Origin of the sequence: Paenibacillus thailandensis (assembly GCF_042685365.1) — a bacterium.
Taxonomy (GTDB): Bacteria; Bacillota; Bacilli; order Paenibacillales; family Paenibacillaceae; genus Paenibacillus_AP; species Paenibacillus_AP thailandensis.
In genome coordinates this window covers 41,502-65,151 of sequence record NZ_JBHUMY010000041.1, presented here as the reverse complement: position 1 = coordinate 65,151, position 23,650 = coordinate 41,502, and the positions used below count along the sequence as shown (strand labels likewise).

At 56.0% G+C, this 23,650-nt stretch carries 20 protein-coding genes and 1 pseudogene; 16 read left to right on the top strand and 5 right to left on the bottom strand.

Annotation, left to right across the window (positions count from 1 at the left end):
- The first annotated feature begins 71 nt into the window (after nucleotides 1-71).
- From ACFSW5_RS24030 to xylF, 9 genes are all read left to right on the top strand, one after another.
- The gene (locus ACFSW5_RS24030; RefSeq protein WP_379279070.1) at nucleotides 72-1,898 is read left to right on the top strand and encodes a LytS/YhcK type 5TM receptor domain-containing protein; all 1,827 of its coding nucleotides are present in this window, start codon (nucleotides 72-74) and stop codon (nucleotides 1,896-1,898) included.
- The gene (locus ACFSW5_RS24025; RefSeq protein ID WP_379279067.1) at nucleotides 1,846-2,625 is read left to right on the top strand and encodes a LytR/AlgR family response regulator transcription factor; all 780 of its coding nucleotides are present in this window, start codon (nucleotides 1,846-1,848) and stop codon (nucleotides 2,623-2,625) included. Before ACFSW5_RS24030 ends, ACFSW5_RS24025 begins: the two co-directional genes overlap by 53 nt.
- A gap of 256 nt (nucleotides 2,626-2,881) precedes the next feature.
- On the top strand, nucleotides 2,882-3,187 hold the full coding sequence (locus tag ACFSW5_RS24020; protein ID WP_379279064.1) for a DUF485 domain-containing protein: 306 nt from the start codon (nucleotides 2,882-2,884) through the stop codon (nucleotides 3,185-3,187).
- Nucleotides 3,188-3,190: 3 nt separating this feature from the next.
- On the top strand, nucleotides 3,191-4,705 hold the full coding sequence (locus ACFSW5_RS24015) for a solute symporter family protein (RefSeq protein ID WP_379279062.1): 1,515 nt from the start codon (nucleotides 3,191-3,193) through the stop codon (nucleotides 4,703-4,705).
- Between the two features lie 6 nt (nucleotides 4,706-4,711).
- Entirely contained in the window at nucleotides 4,712-6,262 is a 1,551-nt protein-coding gene (locus tag ACFSW5_RS24010) for a solute symporter family protein (protein ID WP_379279060.1), read from the top strand.
- A 210-nt stretch (nucleotides 6,263-6,472) separates the two neighbouring features.
- Nucleotides 6,473-7,447: a sugar ABC transporter substrate-binding protein gene (locus ACFSW5_RS24005; RefSeq protein WP_379279058.1), complete on the top strand. Its 975-nt coding sequence runs from the start codon at nucleotides 6,473-6,475 to the stop codon at nucleotides 7,445-7,447.
- Nucleotides 7,444-8,916 (top strand): sensor histidine kinase, encoded by a 1,473-nt coding sequence (locus ACFSW5_RS24000; protein ID WP_379279056.1) that lies wholly within the window; start codon nucleotides 7,444-7,446, stop codon nucleotides 8,914-8,916. Before ACFSW5_RS24005 ends, ACFSW5_RS24000 begins: the two co-directional genes overlap by 4 nt.
- Complete coding sequence (locus tag ACFSW5_RS23995; RefSeq protein WP_379279053.1) at nucleotides 8,888-10,426, top strand: response regulator; 1,539 nt, start codon at nucleotides 8,888-8,890, stop codon at nucleotides 10,424-10,426. Before ACFSW5_RS24000 ends, ACFSW5_RS23995 begins: the two co-directional genes overlap by 29 nt.
- A 115-nt stretch (nucleotides 10,427-10,541) precedes the next feature.
- The gene (gene xylF / locus ACFSW5_RS23990) at nucleotides 10,542-11,783 is read left to right on the top strand and encodes a D-xylose ABC transporter substrate-binding protein (RefSeq protein ID WP_379279051.1); all 1,242 of its coding nucleotides are present in this window, start codon (nucleotides 10,542-10,544) and stop codon (nucleotides 11,781-11,783) included.
- Here xylF and ACFSW5_RS23985 read toward each other — a convergent pair.
- The 3 genes from ACFSW5_RS23985 to ACFSW5_RS23975 form a co-directional block, all read right to left on the bottom strand.
- A complete protein-coding gene (locus tag ACFSW5_RS23985; protein ID WP_379279049.1) occupies nucleotides 11,741-11,932 on the bottom strand; it encodes a hypothetical protein in 192 nt (63 codons plus the stop codon). The two genes, xylF and ACFSW5_RS23985, sit on opposite strands and share 43 nt — an antisense overlap.
- A gap of 26 nt (nucleotides 11,933-11,958) precedes the next feature.
- On the bottom strand, nucleotides 11,959-12,474 hold the full coding sequence (locus tag ACFSW5_RS23980; RefSeq protein WP_379279047.1) for a DinB family protein: 516 nt from the start codon (nucleotides 12,472-12,474) through the stop codon (nucleotides 11,959-11,961).
- 376 nt (nucleotides 12,475-12,850) lie between these two features.
- Nucleotides 12,851-13,882 (bottom strand): zinc-binding alcohol dehydrogenase family protein, encoded by a 1,032-nt coding sequence (locus tag ACFSW5_RS23975; RefSeq protein ID WP_379279045.1) that lies wholly within the window; start codon nucleotides 13,880-13,882, stop codon nucleotides 12,851-12,853.
- Between the two features lie 128 nt (nucleotides 13,883-14,010).
- On the opposite strand from ACFSW5_RS23975, the gene ACFSW5_RS23970 reads away from it, so the two are divergent.
- The 5 genes from ACFSW5_RS23970 (at nucleotide 14,011) to rlmD (ending at nucleotide 20,839) form a co-directional block, all read left to right on the top strand.
- Nucleotides 14,011-14,400 (top strand): winged helix-turn-helix transcriptional regulator, encoded by a 390-nt coding sequence (locus tag ACFSW5_RS23970; protein ID WP_379279042.1) that lies wholly within the window; start codon nucleotides 14,011-14,013, stop codon nucleotides 14,398-14,400.
- A 652-nt stretch (nucleotides 14,401-15,052) separates the two neighbouring features.
- Complete coding sequence (locus ACFSW5_RS23965; protein WP_379279168.1) at nucleotides 15,053-16,123, top strand: sugar ABC transporter substrate-binding protein; 1,071 nt, start codon at nucleotides 15,053-15,055, stop codon at nucleotides 16,121-16,123.
- Between the two features lie 95 nt (nucleotides 16,124-16,218).
- A complete protein-coding gene (locus tag ACFSW5_RS23960) occupies nucleotides 16,219-17,745 on the top strand; it encodes an ATP-binding cassette domain-containing protein (protein ID WP_379279040.1) in 1,527 nt (508 codons plus the stop codon).
- A gap of 111 nt (nucleotides 17,746-17,856) precedes the next feature.
- Nucleotides 17,857-18,975, top strand: a complete 1,119-nt coding sequence (locus ACFSW5_RS23955) for a sugar ABC transporter permease (RefSeq protein ID WP_379279166.1) — start codon at nucleotides 17,857-17,859, stop codon at nucleotides 18,973-18,975.
- Between the two features lie 181 nt (nucleotides 18,976-19,156).
- On the top strand, nucleotides 19,157-20,839 hold the full coding sequence (gene rlmD / locus ACFSW5_RS23950) for a 23S rRNA (uracil(1939)-C(5))-methyltransferase RlmD (protein ID WP_379279038.1): 1,683 nt from the start codon (nucleotides 19,157-19,159) through the stop codon (nucleotides 20,837-20,839).
- A 3-nt stretch (nucleotides 20,840-20,842) separates the two neighbouring features.
- Here rlmD and ACFSW5_RS23945 read toward each other — a convergent pair whose 3' ends face one another.
- Entirely contained in the window at nucleotides 20,843-21,958 is a 1,116-nt protein-coding gene (locus tag ACFSW5_RS23945) for a recombinase family protein (protein WP_379279036.1), read from the bottom strand.
- Between ACFSW5_RS23945 and ACFSW5_RS23940 the strand changes: the two are divergent.
- Nucleotides 21,880-22,374 (top strand): annotated as a pseudogene (locus ACFSW5_RS23940) (IS256 family transposase); the annotation flags it as partial. The gene ACFSW5_RS23945 and the pseudogene ACFSW5_RS23940 overlap by 79 nt on opposite strands.
- 206 nt (nucleotides 22,375-22,580) lie before the next feature.
- Here the strand turns inward: ACFSW5_RS23940 and ACFSW5_RS23935 are convergent.
- Nucleotides 22,581-22,793: a glutamate ligase domain-containing protein gene (locus ACFSW5_RS23935; protein ID WP_379279034.1), complete on the bottom strand. Its 213-nt coding sequence runs from the start codon at nucleotides 22,791-22,793 to the stop codon at nucleotides 22,581-22,583.
- Between the two features lie 66 nt (nucleotides 22,794-22,859).
- On the opposite strand from ACFSW5_RS23935, the gene ACFSW5_RS23930 reads away from it, so the two are divergent.
- Nucleotides 22,860-23,606 carry a hypothetical protein gene (locus ACFSW5_RS23930; RefSeq protein ID WP_379279025.1) on the top strand — a complete coding sequence of 249 codons (747 nt, stop codon included), beginning with the start codon at nucleotides 22,860-22,862 and terminating at the stop codon, nucleotides 23,604-23,606.
- Nucleotides 23,607-23,650 lie beyond the last annotated feature (44 nt).

The following is a 23,650-nucleotide window of genomic DNA, read 5'->3' as shown; positions in this document are numbered from 1 at the left end:
TTCCAGTGACACGATGCTGAAAGCGCAATCAGTCTATTGGCTTCAAACCGTGCGGGGAGAGGGATGCCCGGATGCAGCAGTTGACGCTCCATTTGTTCGAGCGGATGGGAATATTGCTCGTGCTGACCTTTATATTGACGCGGGTGCCGCTGTTTCGCCAGCTGCTCGACCTTGACCGGCGGAACATGTCGGGAAAGCATGTCGCCGTCTATTCGGGCTTGTTCGGGTTGTTCGGCATATTGGGAACGTATGCGGGCGTCGTCGTCGGAGAAGGGAGAGCCGTCACTTCCTTCTGGATTGCGCCGCTCGGGCCGGAGCAGGCGCTGGCCCATTCCGCGCTTGTCGGGGTCGTCATCGGCGGCTTGATGGGCGGCCCGGCCGTCGGCATCGGGAGCGGGCTGCTGACCGGCGCCCATCTTCTGTACATGGGCGGATACGCGGGATTGGCCGGGGCGATAGCGGCCCCGGTCATCGGCGCGCTGGCCGGCGGAGTCGCCCGCTTCTTCTCGCAGGAGCGGGTCATCTCCCCGGCCAAAGCGCTGTTTATCGGCATGTTCGCGCCGATTATGCTGATGGGGATCGTTCTTATATGCGCGGGGGCGGACAAGCCCGAGCGGGCGATCGCCCTCGTCAATGCGATCGGCCTGCCGATGGTGCTGACGAACAGCGTCTCGATCGCGATCTTTACGGCGATGCTGCGCGTGGCGCTGAAGGAGGAGGAGCGGGCGGCCGCTTATGAAACCGAGCGGGCGCTGCATATCGCGGAGGCGGCGCTGCCCCATCTGAAGCGGGGCCTGACGTACGCGACGGCGCAAGCGGTCGCAGGCCTGCTGCTGCGCGAGCTGCGGGCCGCCGCCGTCGCCGTGGCCGACACGGAGCGGCTGCTGGCTCACGCCGGAATCGGCAGCGGCGCGGTCAAGCCCGGCGAGCCGATCCGTTCCGCGCCGGCGCTGGCGGCCGTCCGGAGCGGCGAGCTGCAGGTCGTCGCCGGCGAAGAGGAGCTGCAGCCGCCCCATCCGGCGCTGGGCGCGGCGATCATGGTGCCGATGCTGGAAGGCCGCCAGACGGCGGGGCTTATCCAGCTTTATTTCAAGCGGCCGCAAGATATCCGGCGCGTCGAGATCGTGATGGCGGCGGGCATCGGCCAGCTGCTGTCCTATCAGCTGGGCGCCGCGTCGCACGAGCGGATGACGGCGCTCATGAAGGAAGCCGAGCTGAAGCTGCTTCAAGCGCAGATCAACCCGCATTTTCTTTTCAATACGCTGAACGCCATCCATTCCTTGATCCGCACGGACCCGAACCTGGCGCGGCATGCCACGATGCAGCTCGGCTCGTTCATGCGGCTGAACGCGAAGGCGATGGCTTCCGGCGGCACGACCGTCCGGCAGGAGCTGGACTTGGTAGGCGCCTACCTGGACATTATCCGAATCCGCTTCGAGGACCGGTTCGACTTTCTTTGCCGGATCGAGGACGGGCTCGAGGAGCTGCGCATTCCGCCCGCATCGCTGCAAATGCTGGTCGAGAACAGCGTCAAGCACGGGCTTCGCGACAAGGCGAGCGGCGGCCTTATCCGGCTCGAGCTGAAGCGGACGGAAGGCGGCATGGCCGAAATTCGGCTGGAGGACAACGGCAGCGGCATTCCGGCCGGGCTGCTCGGCCGACTCGGGGAGCGGCCGGTCGGGACCGAAGGAAGCGAAGGCGCCGGCATAGGCGTCTACAACGTCAATCAGCGGCTGATCGCCATGTACGGCAAGGAAGCGGGACTGCGCATCGAAAACAGGCCGGAAGGCGGTTGCCGGTTTTCGTTTGCGGTGCCGGTTGCTTACGGGGAAGGGGGAGGACAACGTGAAGCGGATAATAGCTTTGATCGCGGAGGACGAACGGCTCGCCCGGGATGAGCTGGCTTACCTGCTCGGTCAGGAGCCGGATATCGAGCTCGCGGGCTTTGCGGCGAACGGCAGGGAGCTGCTGGACATAGCGCCGGTCTCTAAGCCGGACGTCGTTTTTCTGGACGTCCAAATGCCGGAGCTGGAAGGGGTGCAGGCCGCCCGATTGCTGAACGGGCTTCCGTGCCCGCCCCTGATCGTCTTTACGACCGCTTACGATCATTATGCGGTAGAGGCGTTTGGGCTGAACGCCGTCGATTATTTGCTGAAGCCGTACAGCGGGGAGAGGTTGAAGGAAGCGCTGCTTCGCGTTCGCGGCCGGCTTGCAGCCGCAGCTCCTTCGGGACAGGCAATCGCCGGCGGCGAGCCGCTGCAGCGATCCTCGAATGCGGCCGTCAAGGCGGGCAAGCTGCTGCTCGACGACGGAGACAAGCTGGTGCTTGTCGAACCGGGAGCGATTGTTTACGCCGTACGCGAGGACCGGGTGATTTGCGTCCATACGGAGGAAGGGCGGCGAATCGGTTCGCGGCTTACGCTTCAGGAGCTGGAAGAGAAGCTGGAGGGACACGCTTTCTTCCGGCCTCATCGAAGCTACCTCGTGAACTTGAACCGGATTGCCGAAATTACGCCGTGGCTGAACGGCGCTTACAATATCACGATGAAGGACGCCGCCCGAACTTCCGTGCCCCTTTCGCGCGAAGCGGCCAAGGAATTGTTCCGCCTGCTGCGGAGCATGTAAGAGGCCGCTATACTCCGCATTCGCTTTTCGCCCCGAAAGCCGTTTCGACGCCGCCCGTGCCCTTCCGGGGCCTTCCGGGAGACGCGCCGACGGCGAACGTTGCGAGTTCCGGTCCCGGAAGCGGCGTTTCGCGCGCGATTTTCTACGCTTCGTGCAGAACCCGTAGTACCGAATGCCTATCCCGTATATAATCATTTTGAAGCGCTTACAATTGTATGCCGGCCGTTTGAAGATGATGCTATTGGAGGGAAAGGCAATGGAAGCGAAAGAAAAAAGCTATAACGAAGTATGGCAATCCGCCAAATTCAAAACGCTGCTCTCCCGCAAAAAACGATTCATTATCCCGATGACCGTCTTTTTTCTCGTGTTTTATTTTGCACTGCCCCTGTTGACCTCGTACACGGCCATTCTGAACAAGCCGGCTTTCGGCCCGATCTCGTGGGCATGGGTGTTTGCGTTCGCCCAGTTTATCATGACATGGGCGCTTTGCATCATTTACACCCGCAAGGCAAGCCAGTTCGACCGCATGGCGGACGAGATTAAAAAGGATATGGGGGCGTAAAACATGGCTATCGCATTATTTTGCGCAATTGTACTGCTTACGCTGGTCATCACGTATTTCGCGGCCAAAAAGACGAACAACGCCAGCGAATTTTATACGGCGGGCGGAGGCTTAAAGGGCTGGCAGAACGGGGCGGCCATCGCGGGCGACTATATGTCGGCGGCATCGTTTCTCGGCATCGCGGGCTCTATCGCGCTTGTCGGCTTCGACGGCTTCTTCTACAGCATCGGCTTTCTGGTCGCTTATCTTGTCGTGCTTTATCTGGTCGCCGAGCCGCTCCGCAACTTGGGCAAATATACGGTGGCGGACATGATCGCCGCCCGCTTCGCGGACAAAAAAGTGCGCGGCGTCGCGGCGCTCAATACGATCGCGATTTCGATCTTCTATATGATCGCGCAGCTGGTCGGGGCGGGCGCGCTCATCAAGCTGCTGCTCGGCCTCGATTACGTCACCTCCGTGCTGATCGTCGGCGTGCTCATGACCGTTTACGTCGTATTCGGCGGCATGCACGCCACGAGCTGGGTGCAAATTACGAAGGCGGTTCTTCTGATGGGCGGCACGTTCGTCATTTCTTTAATCGTCTTCGCCAAGTTCGGCTTTAGCCTGACGAACATGTTCGAGCATATGAAGACGGCAACGCCTTTGCAGGAAGCGTTCCTGAATCCGGGCAACAAGTATAAGGTGCCGCTGGAGACGCTGTCGCTGAATTTGGCGCTCGTGCTCGGCACGGCAGGCTTGCCGCATATTTTAACCCGCTTTTTCACGGTAAAAGACGCCCGTACGGCGCGCAGCTCCGTCGTATACGCGACCTGGATCATCGGCATTTTCTACGTCATGACGATTTTCCTTGGCTTCGGGGCCGCCGCGTTCGTCGGCGCCGCGGACATTACGGCCGTCGACAAGGCCGGCAACATGGCCGCTCCTTTGCTCGCCAAGGCGCTTGGCGGCGACTTTCTGTTCGCGTTTATATCGGCGGTTGCTTTCGCGACGATCCTTGCCGTCGTGACCGGCCTCGTCTTGTCCGCCGCGTCGGCTTTCGCGCACGACTTCTACGGCCAGATCGTCCGCCGCGGGAACGCGACCGAGAAGGAACAGCTTCGCATGGCCCGCTGGGCGTCGATCGGCGTATCGATCGTCTCCATCCTGCTGGCGCTTTTCGCCCAGAAGATGAACGTCGCCTTCCTCGTCTCGCTGGCGTTCGCCGTAGCGGCCAGCGCCAACTTGCCGGTCATCTTGTTCACCGTCTTCTGGAAACGGTTCAACCGGACCGGAGCGATCTGCGGCATGCTGGTCGGGCTGTTCAGCACGATTATTCTCGTGGCGCTTAGCCCGAACGTGTGGGATCCCGAGGCCGGCAAAGCGATTCTGACCGGGACGGCGATATTCCCGATGAGCAATCCGGGCATCATCTCGATTCCGCTCGGCTTTCTAGCGGCTTACGTCGGAACGATCTTGTCCAGCGGCAAGGACGAAGCGAAATACGCCGAGGTGCTCGTCAAGGCGAATACGGGAGCTTAAACAAGGGTGAACTTGTTCGGATTGGTCTTTTTCCTTGCCGTCATCGCGGGGACGCTTATGATTACGTATTATGCCGCGCGGCGGACGACGAACACGAACGATTTCTACGCCGCCGCGGGCCGGCTGACCGGCTTGCAGAACGGGCTAGCCATCTCCGGCGACTACATGAGCGCCGCTTCTTTCCTTGGCATTGCCGGATCGATTGCCGTTTACGGCTATGACGGTTTTTATTATTCGATCGGATTTTTTGCCTCGTACGTGCTTGTGCTGTACGTCATCGCCGAACCGCTGCATCATCTCGGAAAATATACGATGGCGGACGCGATAGCGGCCCGTTTCGCGGACATCCGGCTGCGCGGGCTGCTCGCCGTCAACAATTTGCTCATTACGATCGTCTACATGATCGCGCAGCTGGTGGGCGCCGGCTGGCTCATCCATTTGCTGTTCGGGCTGAATTTGTCGGCGGCGATCGTTCTCGTCGGCATTCTGATGACGGTTTACGTTACGTTCGGAGGCATGCTTGCGACGTCTTGGGTTCAAATCGTGAAGACCATATTGCTGGTCGGCTGCACGTTTATGGTGAGTTTGATCGTATTGGCAAGGTTCCGCTGGGACATCCCGGCGCTGTTCGCCCACATGAAGCTGGCAACGCCGCTGGGGGAGCGGTTTCTGGAGCCGGGCAACATGTTCGGCCATCCGCTCGACACGCTGTCGTTTAATATGGCGCTTGTGCTCGGTACGGCCGGCCTGCCGCATATTATCGCCCGTTTTTATACGGTCAGGGATCCTTTATCGGTCCGCACCTCCGTTTCAACGGCGATTGGCGTAATCGGCGTTTTCTACGCGCTCACCGTCTTCCTCGGCTTCGGGGCGGCGGCTTTCGTCGATTGGCCGAATCTGGACGGCCGCGTCGATCTCGCCGTGCCGCTTCTTGCCGAGGCGCTCGGCGGGGAGTTTCTGATGGCGTTCGTGTCGGCCGTCGCGTTCGCGACGATACTGGCGGTCATCTCGGGACTTGTGCTGACCGCCTCCTCGGCGTTTGCGCATGACGTGTACAGCAGCATTTTCCGGCGCGGGCAAGCGGCCGAAGCCCAGCAGATGAAAGTGGCCAAGCTGTCGGCCATCGCCGTAGGCGCGGTCTCGATCGCGCTGGCGCTTGGCGCGCAGAGGCTGAACGTCGCTTTTCTCGTTTCGTTCGCCTTCGCCGTGGCGGCTTCCGCCAACTTGCCGGTGCTGCTGTTCACGTTGTTCTGGCGGCGCTTTACCGTCGCAGGGGCCGTGACCGGAATTGCAGCAGGCCTCCTATCCTCGCTGCTGCTTATTGCCGCTGGACCTAACGTAATGGATCCGTCGGGCGGCTGGATTAAAGCCGAGGCTCTTTTCCCGCTTAAATACCCCGGAATTGTGTCGATCCCGCTTGGCTTCGTCGGCGGCCTGATCGGAACGTGGCTGTTTCCGCAGCGGGCCCAAGAGCGGCAGCGCTTCGAGCGGACGGTGGCGGACGCCCATTTGGCGCCCGCCAAGGCAAGCCGGCCGGACGGGAGGTTTTCCTCCTGAGCCTTTTACTCCGGGTTGCCGTCGCTTGCAATACGAAACGGTTCGTCCTGCCGCGGGCGAGCCGTTTCTTTTTTTTCGCCAGGAGCGGCATCAAACGGCATAAAGGAAACCGGCAAACCATGTAGAATGCTTTTATGGAAACGCATTCTTGGATGTGAAATCATCAATCGGCCTTCGGGCGGAAGCTTACGGGAAACGGAGAGCGTTCATTTGCGAAAAACGGTTTTTATTGCGCTTGGAGCCATTGGTTTCGTTCTGTTTTATTTCACGTTCCAATCCACTTATAAGGTGTTTCGCGCCGATTGGCTGCCGCCGGAGGCGCCGGAGCGTGCGGCGCAATATCGCCTCGTGCTCATTACGCAGGATTTGGAGACGCCCTTCTGGGTGAAAGTCGCAAGCGGCGCGGCCGAGGAGGCGAGGAGAAGCGGGGCGGCGATTGAAGTATGGGGCAGCTACGGCAACAATCGGGAGGATTTTTTGAAGAAGCTCGAAATCGCAATCGACTCCAAGGTGGACGGCATTATCGTGCAAGGGCTCGATACGGACGAATTTAAGCAATTGACGAAGGTGAAGGCGGCTTTTTACGGCATTCCGGTCATTACGGTAGCGAGCGACGTGCCGATGGAGGAAAGCTCGCGCCGAACGTACGTCGGTTCCGACCAGTTCAAAGCCGGACAGATGATCGCCGAGCAGCTGGTGCAGGACATGGGGACGGCGGGTAAAGTGATCGTGCTCGGGGAAAGCAGCCGGGAATATTACCAGCAGCAGCGGCTCGAAGGCATAACGGCGTTTCTGAAAAACTATCCCGGCATCCGGACGGTATACGCGGGAACGCCCGAAGCAAGGGAACGCGTAATCGCCGCCACGCGGGATCTGATGAACCGGCTGCCCGACGTGCAAGCGTTCATAGCGGTGAACGCAAGCATCGCCGGGGCGATGATTCATGAGATCGGCAGCCGCTCCAGGGTGGAGCCGTATTATATTTACTCGTTCGACGACAGTCCCGACGCGGAGGCGCTGCTTGAAGAAGGCAAGCTGGACGGGATGATCGGACAGGCTCCCGAGGAGATGGGCCGTCTGAGCGTTCGGCTCACAATGCAATGGCTCCGGGGCGAGACGGTGCCGCTTGATACGGACGGATATTTGACCCCGGTGCGGATGCTGCGGTCGGGGGAGACGCCATGATCGGCATTCAGAAAAAAATAATGGCGCTCGCCGCGGTCGTGCTGTTTTTTATGGCGGTGATTTGGATCGCGCTGACGTACTACAACCAAAAAACCCATGATCAATACAACGCTATTCTTCAGCGCTATTTGGCGATGAACGAAGTGACGACCGCCAGCCAGCAGACGGTTGCGGCTTTAAACAATTATTTGCTTTCGCCCACCTTGCACAATCTGGCGCAAATCGACGCAAGCAAGGAAAACGTCCGCAAGGCGAAAGCCGAGGTGATGGCGCTGAGAAACGGGGAGAACAGCTTTGCGCTTGCCAATTATATGAATCTGATCGACAGCCTCATCGAGACGACGGACCGGTCGCTCATGTTTCGATCGGAGAAGGAAACGGAGGATTCCACGAAAGCGTTCACCGAGGCAACCCGCATCTCCAAGTACATTTCCGAAATGACGCTTTCTTTGCTCGATTCGGAGCTGAAAACGTACGACCGGTTTTACCGCGGCATCATCGAGCAGTCCAAGGAGCTGAAGAAGCTGGGCATATGGCTGCTCCTGCTCATGACGTTTCTGCTGCTTTTGTTCACGTACTGGTTCTCGCTCAGCATTACGCGGCCGGTGCTTAAGCTGACGAAGGCGGCCAAGGAGCTGTCGCGGGGCCGGTTCGATCTGCAAATCGAGGTCGAGTCCAATGACGAAATTTCGTTCCTGGCCAAAATGTTCGATCGGATGCGCATCAACATCAACAACCTGATCTCGGAAATTCAGCAAAAGGCGCAGCTCGAGCACGAGCTTCAGCGGAACAAGCTGCTGCTGCAGGAAAGCCAGCTCCGCAGTCTGCAAAGCCAAATTAATCCGCATTTTCTGTTTAATACGCTGGACACCTTGTCCAAGAAGGCTTATCTGGAAGGAGCCGAAGAGACGAGCGACCTGCTGGTGAACGTCGCGTCGCTGCTCCGCTACAACCTCAAGCGGCTGAACCGCCCGGTTACGCTTTACGAGGAGGCAAATGTGCTTCGCCAATACATCGAAATCCAGAAAACGCGGTTTACCGAGCGCTTGAGCTTTTATGCCGACATCGACGAAGCTTGTTTGCATGTGCAGATACCGGGGCTGACGCTGCAGCCGATTGTCGAGAATGCCGTCATTCACGCGGTCGAGCCGATGGAAGACGGCGGAACGATATGGTTCCGCATTATTGCCGGCGACGATCGGGTGACGGTGGAAATCGAAGACGACGGACCGGGCATGGAGGAATCGAGAATCAAACAAATTTTGGAGGAGGCGCCCGTTGCGGCGGAAGGCCATTCGACCGGGATCGGCCTCGGCAACGTGGTGCGGCGGCTTCGGCTCTTTTACGGCCGCGACGACGTAATCGGCATCGAAAGCGGCGGCGCGGTGCGCGGCACGAAAGTCGTAATGCAAATACCGGCGGCAAGGAGACTGGAATGCGATGACGATAAAAGTTCTGATCGTGGATGACGAGCAGGTGGAGCGGGAAGGGCTGCACGCGATGCTGCGGAAAGGATTTCCCGGCTTGAACATCGCCGAGGCGAAAAACGGACGGATCGCCGTCGAGATGGCCGCGGAGTTCGAGCCCGATCTTATATTAATGGATATCAAGATGCCGGGCATGAGCGGACTGGAGGCGGTCGAACGGATTGGCGCCAAGTATCCCGGAATCAAGTTCATCATGGTGACGGCCTACGATACGTTCGACTATGCGCGCAAAGCGATCAAGCTTGGCGTGAGAGACTATGTGCTGAAGCCTAGCAAGGCCGGCGAAATTACGGCGACGGTCGGCCGGGTGCTGCGGCAGATCGAGGAAGAGCGGCAATCGGCGGAGACGAGCAGAAGGCAGCTGGATACGCTGCAGAAGGCGCTGCCGCTTGTGGAAACCGATGTCGTGACGCAGCTGCTGTTCGATCATGTGCATGAAGTGCATCTGGACGAGCTGATCGGATTGCTCGGCATCCGTCCGGCGAGCGGGATGTTCGTTATGGTCGTGCTGCTGCCGCATGGAGCGGAGAGCAGCTATTCGGCGGTGAAGGACAAAGTGAGGCAGGCGGGAACCGGCTGGGTCGGCGCATTATACGGGCGGCAGCTTCCGATCATCGTATTCCGGGAGACGGGCCGTTCGTTCCGTTCCCAGGCGGCGGCCTTGGCCGGCGGAATCGTTGCCGCGGCAAGACCGGGAGCGCTGCCGGGCTGGTTCGTCGGCATCGGGAACGAATGCGCTTCGCTTGACGGCATCCGGCAATCGTACCAGGAGGCGCTTATCGCTTCGATGGATCCGACACTGCCGGTCAAGTACCGTTTCTATGCCGATACGCCCGTGCCCGGCGCCCGGCAAGGAGGGGCGCTTGCCAAGCAGCGGGAGAAGCGGTTTCTGGACCGGATCCGGCTCGGGCAATGGGAGCAGGTGCGGGCGGATATGATGGAGCTTCTCCAGCATGATGAATCGGAAGGGACGGACCTGCTGCAGGCGCAGCAGCGGGCGCTCGAGCAGCTTTGGATCGTCGCGCGCGTAATGGAGGAGATGGGCATCGAGACAAGTACCCCTGTGTTTTCGTTTCAGGCGCGCGATTACCGTCAGCTTCGCGCCGAATCGGGACAGCTTCTCGACCGCATCGCCCGGCAGCATAAGGAGCACCAAGCCCGCCACGAGCCGGGCGCGATTCAACGGATTAAACAATATATTTTGGAGCATTCCCACAAGGATATGACGCTGGAGTCGATCGGCGCCGCCTTTGATTTAAGCCCGTTCTACATCAGCAAGCTGTTTAAGGAGCAGCTCGGCGTCAATTATATCGATTTTTTGACCGAATGCCGCATCGACAAGGCGAAGAAGCTGATGGCCGACCCGCAGCTCAGTTTGAAGGAAATCGCCTACGGGATCGGATACCACGATCCGAATTATTTCAGCAAAGTATTTAAAAAAACATGCGGCGTTTCGCCCACGGAATACCGCAAAGCGCTGCTGGGCCGCTAAGTTCTTTACTGGCTGGCGTTCAAGCCGAAGGCCATATGGAAGACCGTATGGAAGGCCGTATGCGCGGTATAAGCGAACGCTTATGCCTACGTTGATCAATAAGGGGGCAAGCCCTGTGAAAGCCGGTTTTACATCGATACAATGGATAGTTCTCGTTTTGCTTTTGGGCGTCGTTTCCGCTTGCAGCTTTAGCGAAGGAAGCGGGAACTTGCTGGGGGCGGGTTCCGTTCCTCCCGGAGCTATGTCCGGCAACGCGGTTGAGCGCTCCTCCGGGTTAACAGCCGGCTCATTGAACGGAACGGGCGAAGGCGATTCCTTCGATGGAGGTGCCGCCAAAGGCGTAAGCGAATCCAACGACGACGGCATGCAAGCAGCCGCTTCGTCCGACGCGGATAACCCCATTATCGTCGGCTTCTCCATGGACACGTTTCAGGAGGAGCGCTGGATGAAGGACCGGGATATGTTCAAGGAAGCGGCGCTCGCGCTAGGGGCTCAGGTACGGATTATGGTGGCGGACGGCGACGACGCCAAGCAGATCGAGCAGGCGGAAACGATGATCAGCGAAGGCGTCGACGTGCTTGTCGTCGTTCCCCATAACGCCGAAGCGACCGCGGCGATCGTGCAGAAGGCCCACGCAGCCGGCATCAAGGTCGTTTCATACGACCGCATGATCAAAAACGCCGACGTCGATTTATACGTCTCCTTCGACAACGTCGAGGTCGGAGAATTGCAGGCAAAGGCGATAACGCGGCTCGTTCCGAAAGGCAAATACGTCTATATCGGCGGCGCGGACACGGACAATAACGCTCATATGTTCAAGAAGGGCGTGTTTAATGTTCTTCAGCCGCTTATCGACAAGGGAGATATTACGGTCGTTTACGACCAGTGGTCGAAAGACTGGAGGCCGGCCAACGCTTTAACCAATATGCGCGAGGCGCTAAAGTCCAACGGCAACCGGATCGACGCCGTCATCGCGGCAAACGACGCGACCGCGGGAAGCGTCGTTCAGGCGCTTGCCGAGCAAGGATTGGCCGGCCGTATTCCGGTAGCGGGGCAGGACGCGGATTTAGCCGGCGCCCAGCGGATCGTTGAAGGGACGCAAACGATGACGGTGTACAAACCGATCAAGCGGTTGGCGGAAACGGCGGCGGAGCTGGCGGTCAAGCTGGCTAAAGGCGAGACCGTCGATGCAGACCGGAAAGTCAATAACGGGAAAACCGAAGTGCCTTCCGTGCTTCTGTCGCCAATAGCCGTCGACAAGGAGAACATCGACGATACCGTCATCGCCGACGGCTTCCACGCCCGGGAAGACGTCTACAAGAGCGGTTCCGGCTTCTTTACGACACTCTCCCCGTAGTTCAGGAGCGGTTCCGGCTTCTTTACGACGCTCTCCCCGTAGTTTAGGAGCGGTTCCGGCTTCTTTACGACGCTCTCCCTGTAGTTCAGGAGCGGTTCCGGCTTCTTTACGACGCTCTCCCCGTAGTTCAGGAAGAGTTCCCGGATCATCTTGCCTGACCTTGCGGCGTTGTAAATTAAATGGATTTGACAGGTTCCTGATACCAAAAAAGCGCATAGTCGTTCATGGTCGATGCGTGGCCGAGCTGACGCAACATTGTAGAAATATTGCCCCTGTGATAAGTGCCGTGATTGACCACATGCAGTACGATTTCAGATAAGCGTGTTTGGCGGATTCCGGCGAACGGATTGTCAAGCAGAATCGTTTGCTCCAAATCCGTTTGGCTTCGGAACCAGTCCCCGTATTGCTCCGATAGCCGGGCAAAGATATCGGCGTATTGATCCGCAGAATACAGGCGGCTATCGTTTACCGGCATGCATGCTTGGAACGCCTCTTTCATACCGGTGCCCGTCAATACCAGATACCACATCTTATCCACCGCATAGATATGGCTAAGGGCATGGGCGATAGTGGGAAACGAGCTGTTCACTTCTTGGCTTAGCACAGAGGACGGGAGCTCCTTGATTCTCCCCAGGATCGTTTGGTTCGCCCATGTGTGGTATTTGTACATTTCTGCCGGATGATTCGTCATTCTTATCGTCTCCTTTTAAACTTCATGGATTTGTTTTATTCCTCGGTTGTCATTATAAAAAAAGAAGTATGACAGCAGTCTGTCATACTTCTCAATTAAACCGTCTTTAGATCCCGGGAAGCCGACGTTATCCCATTTCGTCATGCCGGTTAGGTTTTATCGCAACTTCATTCCGCTAAGAATACTAGGTGGTATCTTGTCGAACAAAGTGAAATTATAGACAAGGAGTAGCCCTTGCCTAAGCGGTCAATGAACGGTGGACGGCTTCGTTGCGCCCGGACTCGGCGTGTCGCTGCTGCCGTGGTCGCGGGGCTAATGCTGGACGGCATGCGCTAAATACGCGTAGCCACGCCGGGCTAATTGGCGAACCGGTCAGTCAGAAGAATTCCACAACGATCTTGCCAATCGTTCGTCCCGATTCGACGAGGGCGTGCGCTTGCTTCAAGGTAGACGCGTTGATCGGCGACAACCGCTTCGTCAGCGTTGTGCGCAGCTCGCCGGCGTCGACCCGCCGCGCGACTTCGTTCAGCAGCCGGTGCTGTTCGATCATGTCGGCCGTTTGATAGGTAGACCGCGTGAACATCGTTTCCCAGGCGAATGTGACGCTTTTATTTTTCAGCTTCGTCAAGTCGAGCCGTTCGTCGGTCTCGACAATGGAGCAGATGCGGCCTTGGGGAGCGATGGCTTCCGCCATCTGGTCCCAATGTTGAGCCGTATCGTTTAGGCAAAGAATCAAATCGACGCTCGCGAAACCGATAGCTTGAAGCTGCGGCACAAACGGTTCGAAGTGGTTAATCGTATGCGCGGCACCATGCTCGCGCGCGAAGCGAGCCGATTCCTCGCGGGATGCGGTTCCGATAACGATCAAACCGGCTGCAGCGGCAAGCTGGGTGGCGATCGAGCCAACGCCGCCGGACGATCCGATGACGAGTAAGGTCCGTCCTTCGTTATAACTCCGCTCCTTGGCAATTCCGAGTCGGTCGAACAGGCTTTCCCACGCGGTAATCGCAGTCAGCGGAAGAGCGGCCGCTTCGGCGAAATCCAGCGTCTTAGGCTTGCGGCCTGCGATTCGTTCGTCCACCAGATGGAATTCGCTGTTGCCCCCTGGACGGAATAGGCTGCCGGCATAATACACTTCGTCGCCCGGCTTGAACAGCGCACATTCCTGACCGACGGCCTCGACAACACCCGCGACATCCCATCCCAACACCCGTGGCGGCGATTCCACGCGCTCCTTTGACTTCGGCGCGCGCACTTTCACGTCGACCGGGTTGACCGATACGGCCTTCACGCGAACGAGCAAGTCGCGCCCTCCGGGCACCGGCTTTTCCAGGACCAAATCCATCAAGCTATCCTCATGCTCGATCGGCAAGTACCGTTCGAGCCCTACCGCCTTCATTTTCGGCATAGGTGTCATCCTCCCTTTCGCAACATGGGTTTGATGGAAGTTTACAAGAGCTGTATTCATTTTCGCAAGTACGTACATTTTTGTAGTATAGTATAAAAAATATACGATGAAAGGCGGTCGAGGAAGAGATGCCCCGTAAAAGCCGACACGGCGAAAATCCTGAAGGAGAGGCTTGCCCGGTCGAGTATACGCTCGAAAGGATCGGAGGCAAGTGGAAGGGAATTTTGCTGTATCACCTTTTGGATGGTACCAAGCGGTTCAGCGAGCTTCGAAACATGAGCCCGGCGATTACGCAGCGGATGCTTACGTTGCAGCTTCGGGAATTGGAAGAGGATGGAATCGTCCACCGCGAAGTGTATCAGCAGATACCGCCGAGAGTGGAGTACTCGCTTACGGAGTACGGCCTGACGTTGAAGCCAATCATCATGGCGATGAAGAAGTGGGGGGAAGCGCATAAACAGGGCCATCCGGCTCCCCGCGTTTCCGCGAAAGGAAACGCAGCCATCGACTCGCCGTAAAAGCGGAACGGTGATATTAATTTCATAACTGCACGGTCGTTAAAGATTCTCCACTAGACAATCTAACGCAAGCAAGGTCATCAATCCTCGGAACAAGGAACGATGACCTTGCTGCGTTGAATTGTCTTTCTCAAAGCGCTTGGTGCAATTAAACCAAACCATATTGCGCTTTAATACCATTACATCGGAAGGAACGTGGCTAGTGTCCAAAATTAGGAGGGTAGCCCGTTCCCCGGATCTTTATGCCGTTCTCCCCGCAGCTCAGGGGCCGTTGCAGCATTAAAGTAGCTCTCCCCGAAGTTAAGAGAAGTTTTGTGCTTATCCGTTGCCTTGACGATGAATTTCTGTCCCCTCTGAGCTAAGGGGATACCGGCGAAAAGAAGCGGAAGGATAACCGGACCGGATCACGGGAGAAGCCAAAGGCGGATCCCAACCCGACTTTCTAACTGAGCAGAGGGATATCGGCCAAAGGTGCAAAGCAGCGGTCAAAGTATACCTCGCCAAAAAATTACAGATCATTGCAAAAGAGTGCTATTCGTTAGCGCTTTCAAGCCCCTTGTCCCATGCTATATTTGACCTTGCCGGTAGCCATGCACCATTTTTGGGGAGGGGTATAGAAGTGAAACATAATAAGATCAAAGCGGTTTCAATCATGCTCGTAGCTGTCATGATGGCGGTTCTATTCGCCGCGTGCAGCAACAGCGGAGGCAAAATCAGCGTTGGCATCGTGCTTCCGACGAAAGACGAGTCGAGATGGCTGCAGGATGAAGAGCGCTTCAAGAGCGCGCTTAGCGAGACGAAATATTCGACCGAAATTTTGTTCAGCCAAGGCTCCTCGGCCAAGGAGAAAGAAAACGTAGAGACGCTGATCAACAAAGGCATCGAAGTATTGATTATTTGCCCGCAGGACGGAGATGCGGCGGCCGCGGCGGTCGAAGCCGCGAAGAAGGAAGGCATCACCGTCATTGCCTACGACCGTCTGATAACGAATACGGACGCGGTAGACTATTACGTCACGTTCGACAGCGTCGCCGTAGGGGCCGCTCAAGCGCAGTACCTCGTCGACCATGCGAAGGGCTCCGGCGTGCCGCTGTACCTGTATGCGGGTTCCGCTTCGGACAATAACGCGTACTTATTCTTCCAAGGCTCCTGGCAGGTGCTTCAACCGAAAATCGCCGACGGCACGTTCGTCATCGCGAACTCCAGCGAAGCCGAGGCTTTGAAAGGGAAAGCGGAGCTGTCCCGCGACGAGCTTAGCAAAATTATCGGCCAAGTCACAACGAACTGGGACCCTAACGAAGCGAAAAACAAAGCGCAAACGCATCTGACCGCGGCTTCCGCCGACTTGAAGGGCGATGTCGCCATTCTTGGACCTAACGACGCCACTTCCCGTTCCATCGCCGACGTGTTCGCTACCGACTCCGCCATAACGAGCTATGTCATCACCGGGCAGGACGCCGAGAAAGCGACCGCGCAATACATTATCGACGGCAAGCAATCGATGACCGTGTTCAAAGACGTGCGCACGCTTGTCAAAGACGCCATCGGCATGGCGGTGTCGGTACTCGACGGCAAGACTCCGGAGACGACCGGCTCCTATAACAACGGCAAGATCGACGTCAAGGCGAAGCAGACGAACGTCATTATCGTCGACAAGGACAACGTCAAGAAGGAGCTTGTCGATTCGGGTTATTACCAAGCGAGCGACTTCACCGGCCTGTAAGCGGTAGGAAGCTTGTACCGGCCTGCGCGGAATAGCGGCTCCCGCCGTTATTCCGCCGTTTTTGCTGCGGATGTCCGGAGCGGAGGGGGAGAACGATGAGCGAATATATTTTGGAAATGCGGCAAATATCCAAGACGTTTACCGGCGTCAAGGCGCTGACCGACGTCAATTTCAAAGTAAGAAAGGGCGAAATCCATTGCCTGATCGGCGAGAACGGGGCCGGAAAATCGACGTTGATGAAGGTGCTGAGCGGGGTATATCCTTACGGCACGTATTCGGGCGACATCGTATTCGACGGCAAAGTGCAGACGTTCGGCAACATCAGCGACAGCGTAAACGCGGGGATCGCGATTATTTATCAGGAGCTGGCTTTGTTCCCGGACTTGACCGTTTATGAGAATATTTTTGCCGGCAACGAGGTGAAACGGCGCGGCGGTATCGTCGATTGGAACGAAACGATCGTGCAGGCGAACCGGATGCTGCAGAAGGTGAAGCTGGACGTCAATCCGGAAACGCTGATTAAAGATTTGGGCGTCGGCAAGCAGCAGCTGGTCGAAATCGCCAAAGCGTTGAGCAAAAACGTCAAGCTGCTCATTCTGGACGAGCCGACGGCCGCGCTGAACGAAAACGACAGCGAAAACTTGCTGCAGCTGCTGCGCGAGCTGAAACGGCAAGGCATTACGAGCATCATGATCTCCCATAAGCTGAAGGAGGTCATCTCCATCGCGGATCAAGCGACCGTGCTTCGGGACGGCCGAACGATCTGCACGCTCGACGCGGCGAAAGGCGAAATTTCCGAAAGCGTCATTATTAAAAACATGGTCGGCCGCGAGATCGACGACATTTATCCGAAGCGGCCGCGCCAAGCTTTTGGCGGCAACGTCCTCGAAGTCCGCAACTGGAGCGCGTACGACGCTCAGCTTGGCAGGAAGGTCGCGGACAACGTCAATCTGCATGTCAAAAAAGGCGAAATCGTCGGCATAGCCGGCTTAATGGGCTCCGGCCGGACGGAGCTGGCGCTGAGCATTTTCGGCAATCCGAGGTCCTACAAACTGCAAGGGGAATTGCTGCTGGAGGGCGTTCCCGCCGCGTTCAAGCATACAAGCGACGCGATTCGGGCGGGCATCGCTTACGTAACCGAAGACCGGAAGGGCGACGGCCTGTTCCTTATTCAAGATATCAAAAGCAACGTAACCGCGGCGAATTTACGAGACATTTCTTCGAAACGAGGGGTTATAAACGATAACGAGGAAGTGGCGGTCGCCAACCGTTATAAAGAGTCGCTGTACGTGAAAGCGCCCTCCGTGGCGCAAATCGTCGGCAACTTGAGCGGCGGCAACCAGCAGAAGGTATCGCTCGGCAAGTGGCTGTTCGTCGGGCCCAAGCTGCTTATTCTCGACGAGCCGACGCGCGGAATCGACGTAGGGGCCAAATACGAAATTTATACGATCATGAACGAGCTGATCGGCCAAGGGATGAGCATTCTGATGATTTCATCCGAGCTCGGCGAGGTGCTTGGGATGAGCGATCGCATATACGTGATGGCCGAAGGCAGGATTACGGGCGAGCTGCCGATCGAAGAGGCCGATCAGGAAAAAATCATGCAGCTCGCCACGCAATAGGAGGGGCGTCCCATGAAAGTGTTGAACGAAACGGAAACGAAGCCGCTCGGCATCATCAATCCAAACGAAAAAAGATCGCCGCTTGCGACGTTCAATATACGCGAATACGGCATGTATATCGCTTTGGCCGTTATTATGATCGTCTTTACGATATTGACGGACGGCTTGTTTATGTCATCCCGCAACATTAGCAATTTGCTCGACGCGACCGGCTACATCGCCGTGCTGGCGGTCGGCATGACGCTTGTCATCGTCATTCGCCATATCGATTTGTCCGTCGGGTTCGCGGCCGGATTTATGGGGGCGATTGCCGCCATTTTATTAACCCAGGGCGGTGTTCCGGTCTATTTGACCGTGCCGATTATTCTCGTGCTGGGCGTCGTTATCGGTCTGTTCAACGGCGCGATGGTGGCGGCGCTCGGCATTCCTTCGTTCGTCGCCACGCTTGCGGCGATGCTTATTTTCCGGGGGGCGCTGCTCAGAGTAACGGAGAAGACCGGCACGATCGGCATTAAGGACGAGCATTTCAACGCGATCGGCAACGGCTTTATTCCGGCGATCGCCACCGTCGGCGGGTTGAATTTGCTTTCTCTAATCATCGGCGTTCTGGTGATCCTTCTGTTTATTTACAGCGAAATTTCCAAACGCCGCAACAAGCTGAAATATCAATTCGAGGTCATTTCGAGGGGCATGTTTGCGCTTAAGCTGGCGTTCGTGTCGGCGATTATCGCTTATTTGACTTGGGTGATCGCAGGGTATAACGGCTTTTCGTGGACGGTGGTCATTATGCTGGCCGTCGTGGCGGTTTATCATTTTTTGACGACGAAAACGGTGCTCGGCCGCCATATTTACGCCGTAGGCAGCAACCCGGAAGCTGCGCATTTGAGCGGGATCAACGTGAACAAAATTACGTATATCGTGTTTGGCTCGATGGGCTTGCTTTCGGCATTGTCCGGCATTCTGTTCACTTCCCGCCTGCAGTCGGCGACGACGACGGCCGGCACGCTGTTCGAGCTTGACGCGATTGCGGCCGCTTACGTAGGCGGCGTCTCCGCTGCCGGCGGCGTAGGCAAGGTCACCGGCTCGATTATCGGCGCGATCGTCATGGCTTCGCTTTCCAGCGGCATGAACCTGCTGGGCGTCGGCATTTCGTACCAGTATATGATTCGCGGGGCGGTGCTGGCCGCGGCGGTTATTTTCGATGTGATGACCCGCAAGCGTAGAGGATAATTGGACAACCTGACGGGTATTGAAAGCCACAAGAGGCTTCTCTTGTGGTTTTTTGCTTTTTCGTTATGGCGAATTATCGCATCAATGCTTTGCTGTTGCACCTCTTCGGGGACCTTGTGGCTTTCGCCCCGCCAACATGATATAGTGGACACGAAATCCTTCAGGACGGAGACGGTCGACGATGAAAGAACGTTTGCACCCCGGCAAAGGGGCTAACATACAGAATAAAACAAAACGGGATTCGCGCGGGGCTAACCCGCAAGGTTCGCGCCAAGGCGGAAAGCCCGGCGAAGCTTCGGCTCGCGGCCCGCGCAAAGCGGGAGCGCATGACCTGCGCGGTTATGCTTCGCAAGGTTCGCGCCAAGCCGGAGAGGCCCCGCGCGGCTCCGCGCAGGACAGCGGCGGTTTCCGGGGATCGAAACCGCAACCGCGCCGCGAAGGCCGCGAAGCAGCGCCGCATGGCAAGGCGGCGTCCCAAGGGGCGCGCCATGCGGACGAGCTGCAGGCGGGCGACCGCATCGTCGTGACGATCAAGCGGATCGGCATTAACGGCGAAGGCGTCGGGTATTACAAGCGCAAGGCCGTTTTTATTAACGGGGCGATTCCGGACGAGGTCGTCAAGGCGAAGGTGACGAAGGTCAACCCGGGGTACTTGACCGCCGAGCTTATCGAGGTCGAGAAGAAATCGCCGTTCCGGCAAGCGCCTCCTTGCCCGGTTTACGACGTTTGCGGCGGCTGCCAGCTGCAGCATATGACCTACGAAGCGCAGCTGAAAGCGAAGGAAGAGATCGTGCGGGAGTCGTTCCAGCGTTACGCCGGTTTAAGCGAGCTGCCGCTCCGGCCGATTCTCGGCATGGACGATCCATGGGGCTACCGCAACAAAGCGCAGCTGCAAGCCGGCCTTGCGGGCGAATCGGTCATAACCGGGCTTTATGCGGCGGATTCCCACAAGCTGGTCGACGTAAGCGGCTGCGCGGTGCAGCATCCCGGGGTCAACGAAGCGATCGACCGGGTCAAAACGATCCTCTCGGAGCTGCGCATCCCGATCTACAACGAACGGACGCGCGAAGGCGCGGTTCGCACGATCGTGGCCCGCGTCGGCCAGGCGACAGGCCATGTGCAGCTGACTTTGATTACAGCGACCGACCGGCTGCCGGACTCCCGGCAGCTGGTAAACCGCATCCGGGAGCGGCTGCCGATGGTCGTCACGATCGCGCAGAACGTCAACAAGAGCAAGTCGCCGCTTATATTCGGCGATAAAACGACGGTTCTGTGGGGCAAGGAACGATTGGAGGAGGAGCTTGGAGACGTCAAGTTCTCGCTTTCGCCGAGGGCGTTCTTCCAATTGAATCCGGAGCAGACGGTCAAGCTGTACAATTCGGTTCGGGAAGCGGCGTCCCTTACCGGCAACGAGCTTGTCGTCGACGCGTATTGCGGCACGGGTACGATCGGCTTGTGGCTGGCGCCGCATGCCCGCGAGGTGCGGGGTATCGAACTCATCCCCGAAGCGGTGCAGGACGCGCGGGACAACGCGCGCGCAAGCGGCATCGACAACGCGCGTTTCGTCGAGGGCCGCGCCGAGCAGGTGCTGCCGGAGTGGGTGCGTAACGGCATCCGGCCCGACGTCGTGGTCGTCGACCCGCCCCGCACCGGCTGCGAGCTGCCGCTGCTTCACGCGATAGCCGAAGCGAAGCCGAAGCGGCTGGTCTACGTGTCGTGCAACCCGGCCACCTTGGCCAAAGACTGCAACGTGCTGCTGAACGAAGGTTATCGTCTGGAGTGGGTGCAGCCGGTGGACATGTTCCCGCAGACGAGCCATGTGGAGTGCGTAATATTGATGGAATGGAGGGGCGAGCCTAATTAAAGGCTACGCCCTCTGTTTTAGTGGGTTTTGGAAGTTGTAACTGATTTCGATTGAACCGTCTTCGTGAACGTCCACACGGTTAATCGTCTTTTGAATCATATCCCTCAGGATTTCCTCGTTACTTACGTCTAGCGCGGTAAACTTCATTAACTCCGCCTTAAACGCTGATACACGCGATTCTGTATCGTGTTCGTGGGCGATTTCTACTTGAAGTCGCGCCCCTTGTTCTTCTAGTGCTTGGCGTTCGTTCTTGACCGCCACAGAACAAGCATTAAACATTTCCTTTTCAATATCGCCGCTCGTCCATTTCCTTGTAAGCTGTACAAGTTCCCTATCCAATTTGCTTATTTCGCGTTGAACCTTATCAAGTTCCTTAACGGCGTTGTTTTTCTTGATTCCTGCCCTTTGGATAGTCACATCAACCAATGATTGCATATTCAACGAGTTATCAATTAAATCCTTGAGATGAGCAAGGACAGCCTTTTTTAGAACGTCATGCTTGATGATATGCGAGGAACACTTTTTAACCGTGTTCTTTTGATACGTTGAGCATACATAGGACTGACGGTCATTTTTGAAGTTCATTCCTGCTCCACAATCCGCGCAGAATGCGACCCTCGCAAATAAGGATTTACGCCCCCTGCCCCTGAACACTCGCACAGCTTTTTGCTTCATTTTCTCCTGAACGGCTTCAAACATCTCACGAGTAATAAGCGGTTCATGTTGGTTAGGAATGACTATCCATTCGCTTTCCTCGATTTTATGCCGTTTCTTATAACCCTTCTCTTGAAGAAACTTCTTGCTCTTAACGTCCACCTTGGAACGCCCTTGAACCAAGTCGCCAATATAGTGGCGGTTAGTCAGCACCAAGCGGATAGAGGAGTCATACCACTTCTCTGTATTCTTTCTTGAAGGTAGCACGCCTAATTCGTCATTCAAGTAGTTGGCTATCGCTTGAACGCCCATACCTTTGTTTAGATAGAGGTCGAATATTAACTGCACCGTAGGAGCATGAACAGGGTTCGGAACTAACTTCCCCGGAGGATCATCTAAACCATCTATACGGTATTGAAGTCTCTCCAATGATGATCTCGAACGCGACGAATAAGATCGTCCCACTCATCAAAGAATGGCAGAACCGGCCGCTGCAGAGCATTTACGCGGTCGTCTTTATGGATGCCATTTACTACAAAGTGAAGCAAGACTGTGCCATCGTGAACAAGGCGGCCTATATGGTCATTGGCATCGATTTGGACGGCAACAAGGACGTGCTGGGCATGTGGATTGGGGAGAAGGAGTCCTTCAAGTTCTGGCTCAGCGTCTTGAGCGACCTGTGTAACCGTGGGGTTCAAGACATTCTGATCACTTGTGTGGATAACCTCACAGGCTTCTCTGATGCCATTTTCGCCTGCTATCCGAACACGGAGATCCAGAAGTGCATCATCCACCGAATCCGCAATTCTACCCGTTACGTTTCCTACAAAGATCTGAAGAAGGTAACGGCTGATCTGAAGCCCATTTACAAGGCTGTAACAACAAAAACTGGACAGACCCGTTTTTATTTAAAAGATATTCATTATCAATACGCCATTCGAATTTGCGTGCAATGGCTACGACATCACCTGGATTCGCCATTGAGACAGCACGTTCGTGTGTGATCCGCTGTCAATTCATAACTGTCCACCGAATAATTCTTCTCTCGGAGACAAGCCTCGATATCCACCAGAATCTGTTCTCGATTCTACGAAGGTGGATTGTCAGATGTAACAACCACATAGTCACTGTACTCCGCCGCATAGCCACCCATGATCGGGCGCTTCATCCGGTTGCGGTCGCCACCGCAGCCAGACACTTTGATGATCTGTTTTTCAAGCGAACCCCCGACTGCTTGTAGTAGTTTGTTCAGTCCGTCCAGAGTATGAGCCAAATCAACCAGTAGGGGAATGGTTGCCAATTTGATAAAGGAGAGAGTAGAGAAGTTGAGGATATTAAATTATTTTTTTTTTCATTATTTTCTTTAATGTTATTGAGTGCATGTTCAGTAAATTCGAGCAACGAGATAGCGATAAAGGTAGAGAATGAAGAGATTACTCTATCGGATATTTCAGAAGTATTTGTCGATCAATACTACGACGTAATTGCAGAAAATTTAACAGCTCAAAAACTAATAGAAATTGAGGCAAAGAATTTAGGAGTTAACTTAAAAGATATTAGAAAGTCCGTTGAAAGTGATAAATTAACTTCAAGGCAGGTGCAAGTAGAATATGAGATCGCTCTTACTAAGGCTGTTCTAAAGAGAACTATTGATGAAACCGTTATTGAGGCTTTCTTTAAAGATAATCAAAAATCACTTGTTTCAACTGCCACCAACGTAACCATTTATACAATTGATCATGAATTGGGCTCTAAGCTTTTAACGTTGTACCAAAGAGATAAAAACATTGATATTGCTGAAAGTACTCTAGGAATAAAAGAGAGTTCTAAGAAGAATGAATTGGTTAATAGTGAGAACCCGCTGTATAACCAAATTGCAGATTTGCTTGAAGGCGAAATGACTATGATCATGAATGGAGATTCACATCAAATTGTCTTAGTAAATAGTATTGAGGAAAAATTATCACTTCAATGGCCTAAAGATAAGGAATTAATAACAGAAGAATACTTGGCTGCTAATATGTTCAATGAAAAAATAGCTTTAATAGAATCTCTAAAGAATAAATATAAAATCGATAGAAAAACATACTCAACCTTAACTTTGAATTCATAGAAGTTAATATTCATACCAAAGGACCACCAAATGATTGGAGGATT